This is a genomic window from Cupriavidus sp. WS, assembly GCF_000395345.1.
In the GTDB taxonomy this organism is placed as follows: domain Bacteria; phylum Pseudomonadota; class Gammaproteobacteria; order Burkholderiales; family Burkholderiaceae; genus Cupriavidus; species Cupriavidus basilensis_B.
On record NZ_AQPL01000037.1, the window covers coordinates 1 to 5,250 of the forward strand.

A 5,250-nucleotide genomic window follows, 5' to 3' on the forward strand; every position below is an offset into this window, starting at 1 on the left:
CCGGCCGGCGGCCGGCGCGGGAGCCGCAAGAGCAAAACCAAGCCAGGAACGGGGACACAGACATGGCAGCGCCTGGGAACCAGGACAAGAAAAAACCGGACGGCACCGGATCGTTCAGCCGCTCGCTCGAGGTGCTGGAGCTGTTCTCGATCGAGCAGCGCCCGCTGACCGTGGGCACCGTGGCGGCGCGGCTCGGCTATCCGCAGTCGAGCACCTCGGTGCTGCTCAACCAGCTCGCGCAGCGCGGCTACCTGACGCACCAGCGGGCCGACCGGACCTATTTCCCGACCGCGCGCGTGATGTTCCTCGGCATGTGGATGCAGCACCATTTCCGGCATGGCGAGAACCTTGGGCGCATGGTCGAGGCGGTGGCCGCGGCCACCGGGCGCATCGTGCGGCTGGGCATGCAGAACGGCCTGCAGGTGCAGTACGTGCGCACCGAGGCCGGGCGCCCGGTCAACCTGGACCTGCTGCCGGGCCAGCTGCGGCCGCTGTGCCGCTCGGCGGTGGGCAAGACGCTGCTGATTCCCAAGACGCGCGACGAGGTGCAGCGGCTGGTGCGCCATATCAACGCGGTGGAGACCGATTATGAGGAACCTGTCGATTTCGAGGCGCTGTGGGCCGAGCTGGAAACCAGCCGGCGCACCGGTTTCGCCGAGAGCGTGGACGGCGTGCTGCGCGGCAATTCCGCGGTGGCGATGCTGATTCCGTCGCAGGGCTGGGACGTGCCCCTGGCCATCAGCGTGGTGCTGCCCACCAGCAAGCTGGAGGCGCTGCGCGGGCCGACGCTGGCGGCGATGCACGACGCGATCCGCCGCTTCCTGTTCGGCAACTGAGCGATAGCGGGGCAGCACCCGAGCGATATCCGGGCCATACCCGAGCGATACCCGATTTTCCCCGGCCTCCGGCCGGTTTTCCCGATCCCGCCGTGCGGACAGCGATGCCCGCGCCGGCCACCCCTTTGTCTTGCCGCTTGCAAGGGCCGTGTCGTCGGAAGCTGAAGAAGCGGCATTAATGGAAGGAGACATCTCATGAAACGCATGCACCTGAACCGGGCCCTTGGCCTCCTGCGGGCCGGCCTCGCCATCGGCGCGGCGCTGCTCGCGCTGCCGGGCGCGGCCAGCGCGCAGGGCGGAGGCTATCCGCGCCAGCCGATCCGGCTGGTGGTGCCCTATCCGCCGGGCGGCGGCGCGGACTCGCTGGCGCGCCTGGTCGCCGCCAAGGTGGGCGAGAACCTCGGCCAGACCATCATCATCGACAACCGCCCCGGCGCCAACACCTCGCTGGCCACCGAGATCGTGGCGCGCCAGCCGGCCGACGGCTACACGCTGCTCTACGTGGCCAGCTCGTTCGCCATCAACCCCAGCCTCTACAAGCTGAACTACTCGACCGAGAAGAACTTCACGCCGGTGGCGTTCGTGGCGCGCGTGCCGCTGATCGTGCTGGCCAACAACGCCTATCCGGTGCGCAACGTGCGCGACATGATCGCCGCGGCCAAGGCCAAGCCCGGCGCCGTGACGTTCGCCTCCTACGGCGCCGGCAGCCCCGCGCACCTGGCCGGCGAGCTGTTCGAGCAGATGACCAACACCGCGATGCTGCACGTGCCCTACAAGGGCAGCTCGCCGGCGCTGACCGACCTCATGGCCGGGCAGGTCAACCTGGCCTTCAGCAGCATCGAGCCCGCGCTGCAGCTGCTGCGCGCCGAGAAGGTGCGCCCGATCGCGGTGACGACCGCCAAGCGCATCCAGGCGCTGCCCGACGTGCCGACCATCGCCGAGTCCGGCGTGACCGGCTTCGAGGCAATCGGCTGGAACGGCATCGTGGCGCCGGCCGGCACGCCGCGCGACATCGTCAAGCAGCTCAACGCGGCGGTCAACACCGCGCTGCAGTCGCCGGACCTGAAGGAGAAGTTCGGCACGCAGGGCGTGGAGATCGACCCCAAGACGCCCGAGGCGTTCGGCGCCATGATCCGCAGCGAGAGCGCGAAGTGGGCGGCCGTGGTGAAGAAGGCCGACGTCAAGCTCGACTGAGGCGGGGAGCCATCATGGCATTGACGCTCGAACTCGGCGAATTCGTCGCCGGCGTGGCCGCGCGCGGCGCGCCGGCCACCGCGCACGCGGTGGCCAAGACCGGCTTCATCGACAGCATCGCCACCATGATCGCGGGCCGCGGCGAGGACGCGGTGCGCACCGCGTTCGGCGCGCTCGCGCCGCTGCCGGACGGGCCCGCGCGGCTGTGGTTCGGCGCCACGCGCACCGGCGCCGCCGAGGCCGCGCTGCTCAACGGCATGGCCGCCCACGCGCTGGACTTCGACGACGTATCGCTGCGCGGCCACCCGAGCGCGGTGCTGGTGCCGGCCATCGTGGCGCTGGCGCAGCAGCGCGACGCCTCGGGCCGGGCCATGCTGGACGCCTACGTGGCCGGCTTCGAAGCCTGGGGCGAACTGGTCGACCGCGAATCCGGCATCCACCACATGAAGGGCTGGCACCCGACCGGCGTGTTCGGCGCGGTCGGCGCGGCCGCCGCGTGCGCGTGCCTGATGGGGCTGGACGCGCGCCAGGCCAGCCACGCGCTGGGGCTGGCCGCGTCGCAGAGCGCGGGGCTGATGTCCAACTTCGGCTCGATGGCCAAGCCGTTCCATGCCGGGCGCGCGGCGCAGGCCGGCGTGCTGTCGGCGCGGCTGGCCGCGGCCGGCTTCACCGCCTCGCCCGACGCGCTGGAGCATCCGCAGGGTTTCCTGGCGGCGATTTCCCCGGCCGGCGACGTCGACCGCGAAAGCCCGGCCGACACGCTCGGGCGGCAATGGCGCATCGAGGCGCGCGGCCTCAACCTCAAGAAATACCCGACCTGCTACTACACCCACCGCGCCATCGACGCGCTGCTGGCCCTGCTCGCGCGCGCGCCGCTAGACCCAGCCGAGGTGGCGAGCGTCGACGTGACCATGAGCCGCGAGCACGCCACCGTGCTGCGCAACCACCGTCCCGCCGACGCGCTGGCGGCGAAGTTCAGCATCGAGTTCGCCGTGGCCTCGGCGCTGGTGGCGGGCAAGGTCGGCATGGCGCAGCTCGACGACGATTTCGTGCGCAGCGCGCCCGTGCAGGCGCTGTTCGGGCGCGTGCACGTGTCGTTCGCCAGCGCCTACGACCCCGACACGCCCGGCGCCGCCTTCGCCGACCAGGTGGTGGTGCGCATGCGCGACGGCGCCGTGCACGCCAGCGAGCCGGTCCACCACGCGCTCGGCCACGCGCGGCGCCCGCTGCCGCCGGCCATGCTGCGCGAGAAATTCCTCGACTGCCTGCAGGCGGGCGGAGCCGGGGAGGGCGGGGAGGCCTTGTTCGACCAGTTGCTGTCGCTAGAGCGGCAATCCGCCAACGGCCTGCAGGTCCTGAGCGGACTTGCCGGCCCCGGCACCCACCACCACACATCAACGGAGCATCCATGCGGTTCCTGAGCTTCACCCGCGGCGCGGCCGCGGGCTTCGGCGCGCTCGCCGGCGACGGCGTCATCGATCTTTCCGCCCGCCTCGGCGGCCTCGACTTCGGCGAGGCGCTGCGCGTGCACGGCGCCGACGCGCTGCGCGACCTCGCCGCGCGCCACGCCGCCGACTTCCCGCTGGCCGGCGCCGACGGCATCGAAGCGTATCGCCCGGTGGTGGCCGATCCGCGCCAGATCTTCTGCGTCGGCCTCAACTACCACGAGCACCGCGTCGAGGCGGGCCGCGCCGAGACCGCGTTCCCCACCATCTTCCTGCGCCTGGCCGGCTCGCAGACCGGGCACGGCCAGCCGCTGGTGATCCCGCGCGAAAGCGAGCGCTTCGACTACGAAGGCGAGATCGCCATCGTGATCGGGCGCGGCGGGCGGCGCATCGCGCCCGGGCAGGCGTTCTCGCACATCCTCGGCTTCTCCTGCTACAACGACGGCTCGCTGCGCGACTGGCAGGCCCACACCACGCAGTGGGCGCCGGGCAAGAACTTCCCCGACACCGGCGCGTTCGGCCCGTGGCTGGCCGATACCGACGAGATCCGCGAAGGCGACGTGCTGACGCTGGAGACGCGCATCAACGGCGAGGTGCTGCAGCAGGCGGACACCAGCATGCTGATCTTCGCGATCCCGGAGATCATCGCCTACGTGTCGAGCTTCACCGCGCTGCTGCCCGGCGACGTGATCGTCACCGGCACGCCTGGCGGCGTCGGCTTCAAGCGCCAGCCGCCGCGCTTCATGCGCGCGGGCGACGTGGTCGAGGTCGAGGTCGGCGGCATCGGCACGCTGTCCAACCCGGTGCGCCAGGAAGCGTGAGCGGGCCGCGGGATTCGCTGGCCGCGGAGCTGGCCGCGCTGCGGCGCGAGGTGCGGGCGTCCGGCGCGCAGGCGTGGCGCGCCGCGCGCGCCGGGCATGGCGGCGGCGGTCATGGCGAGCACGGCGACCACGGCGCGGCGTTGTCGCGCGTGCTGGAAACCTGGATCGCCAACACCAACGCGCGCCAGAAGGTGGTGTGCTTTGCCTGCGCGGCCGAGTTCGGCGTGCTGCTCGACGCCGCCTGCGAGCAGGAATGCATGCGCGTGGCGCGCGGCTCGTCCGCGCTCAACGCGCTGTTCTGGGCGGCCATGCGCCGCGTCGGCCGGATCCGGCGGCGGCGCCCGCCGCGCTGAATTGCCGCGGGCGCGGCCGGCGGCGGAGCGCCTCTAGCGGTCCATCCAGCTGACGTGCGCGGCCACCACGCGCCAGCCCTGCGCCTGCCGCACCCAGGTCTGGGTCTGCCGCCCCACGCGCGCCTCGCCGTCGCGGCGGAAGGTCTGGCTGGCGGTGGCGAACGCGCTGCCGAAGGTGGTGATATGGCGGGACAGCACCTCGCGCGCCAGCCCGGCGGCCGGGCGCGCCGCGCGGAACGCCTCGATCTCGGCGTAGCCGACCAGGTTTTCCCCGGCGCCGTAGCGCAGGGTGCGCGGGTCGTGCCAGAACCACTGGCCGAGCGCGCCGAGGTCGTTGCCGACCAGCGCGCGCTCATAGGCTTCTACGGCCTCGGCGACCTCCGCCATCACGGCGGGGTCGTCGACTCGCATCGGCGCGCGCCGCGACGCGCGCGCCCGGGGGGCCGCGGGCGCCATGCGGCGCCCGTTCTTCTTCGATTGTCTCTTTTGCATGATTTCCGGGAAACCGGCTGTGGAAGGTGCTGGCATACAGCACGGTCCGTACCAGCCGTGCTGCCGGGGCGGCGGCGCGCGCGGCGCCGGCTCGCCGTTTGCGCGGGGA

The 5,250-nt window shown here is 72.4% G+C and carries 6 protein-coding genes; 5 read left to right on the forward strand and 1 reads right to left on the reverse strand.

Annotation, left to right across the window (positions count from 1 at the left end):
- The first annotated feature begins 62 nt into the window (after nt 1-62).
- From K206_RS37445 to K206_RS37455, 5 genes are all read left to right on the forward strand, one after another.
- Nucleotides 63-836, forward strand: coding sequence for an IclR family transcriptional regulator (locus tag K206_RS37445; RefSeq protein WP_020201120.1), 774 nt, complete (start codon nt 63-65; stop codon nt 834-836).
- A 195-nt stretch (nt 837-1,031) separates the two neighbouring features.
- Entirely contained in the window at nt 1,032-2,030 is a 999-nt protein-coding gene (locus K206_RS0103990; protein WP_020201121.1) for a tripartite tricarboxylate transporter substrate binding protein, read from the forward strand.
- Nucleotides 2,031-2,044: 14 nt separating this feature from the next.
- Nucleotides 2,045-3,451 carry an MmgE/PrpD family protein gene (locus K206_RS37450; protein ID WP_155887939.1) on the forward strand — a complete coding sequence of 469 codons (1,407 nt, stop codon included), beginning with the start codon at nt 2,045-2,047 and terminating at the stop codon, nt 3,449-3,451.
- Nucleotides 3,439-4,296: a fumarylacetoacetate hydrolase family protein gene (locus K206_RS0104000; protein WP_020201123.1), complete on the forward strand. Its 858-nt coding sequence runs from the start codon at nt 3,439-3,441 to the stop codon at nt 4,294-4,296. Before K206_RS37450 ends, K206_RS0104000 begins: the two co-directional genes overlap by 13 nt.
- Nucleotides 4,293-4,649 (forward strand): hypothetical protein, encoded by a 357-nt coding sequence (locus K206_RS37455; protein ID WP_020201124.1) that lies wholly within the window; start codon nt 4,293-4,295, stop codon nt 4,647-4,649. The genes K206_RS0104000 and K206_RS37455 overlap by 4 nt, the downstream gene beginning before the upstream one ends.
- Nucleotides 4,650-4,682: 33 nt before the next feature.
- Here K206_RS37455 and hpxZ read toward each other — a convergent pair whose 3' ends face one another.
- Nucleotides 4,683-5,060, reverse strand: coding sequence for an oxalurate catabolism protein HpxZ (gene hpxZ, locus K206_RS0104010; RefSeq protein WP_029043207.1), 378 nt, complete (start codon nt 5,058-5,060; stop codon nt 4,683-4,685).
- Nucleotides 5,061-5,250 lie beyond the last annotated feature (190 nt).

Bases quoted from the DNA above. Each gene is read 5' to 3' on its own strand.
- hpxZ (WP_029043207.1), bottom strand. From the start codon at position 5,060: ATGCGAGTCGACGACCCCGCCGTGATGGCGGAGGTCGCCGAGGCCGTA.
- K206_RS37450 (WP_155887939.1), top strand. From the start codon at position 2,045: ATGGCATTGACGCTCGAACTCGGCGAATTCGTCGCCGGCGTGGCCGCG.
- K206_RS0104000 (WP_020201123.1), top strand. From the start codon at position 3,439: ATGCGGTTCCTGAGCTTCACCCGCGGCGCGGCCGCGGGCTTCGGCGCG.
- K206_RS0103990 (WP_020201121.1), top strand. From the start codon at position 1,032: ATGAAACGCATGCACCTGAACCGGGCCCTTGGCCTCCTGCGGGCCGGC.
- K206_RS37445 (WP_020201120.1), top strand. From the start codon at position 63: ATGGCAGCGCCTGGGAACCAGGACAAGAAAAAACCGGACGGCACCGGA.